The sequence below is a fragment of the Herbidospora sp. RD11066 genome (assembly GCF_054661255.1).
The window spans coordinates 1-252 of sequence record NZ_BAAGDO010000265.1 but is presented as its reverse complement, the minus strand read 5'-3'; the positions used below and the strand labels follow the sequence as shown (position 1 = coordinate 252).

At 49.2% G+C, this 252-nt stretch carries 1 protein-coding gene; it reads left to right on the top strand.

Features of this window, described 5'->3' with window-relative positions:
- On the top strand, nucleotides 1-252 hold a 252-nt coding region (locus tag ACYQ78_RS39890), incomplete at both ends, for a hypothetical protein (RefSeq protein ID WP_459806195.1).

Here is a 252-nt window from a genome sequence, read left to right as displayed (position 1 = left end):
CGAGAGCGCTTGGTGATCTGTGGAGCTTCAACTACTACCGCAGCGAGTTTATAGTCTCCCCAGTCCCTGACGTCCGTGTTCACAAGATAACGCCTGGGGTGGACAGATTTCTGGTCATTGCATCGGATGGACTGTGGGGGGTGATGAGAGTAGAAGAGGTGGTGAAATTTGTTCACAACTTCGAGAAAGACGACATTTGTAAATTAGGAGATGTGTCTCACAGGTTGATTCAGCGTGCATTAGCAAGATGGC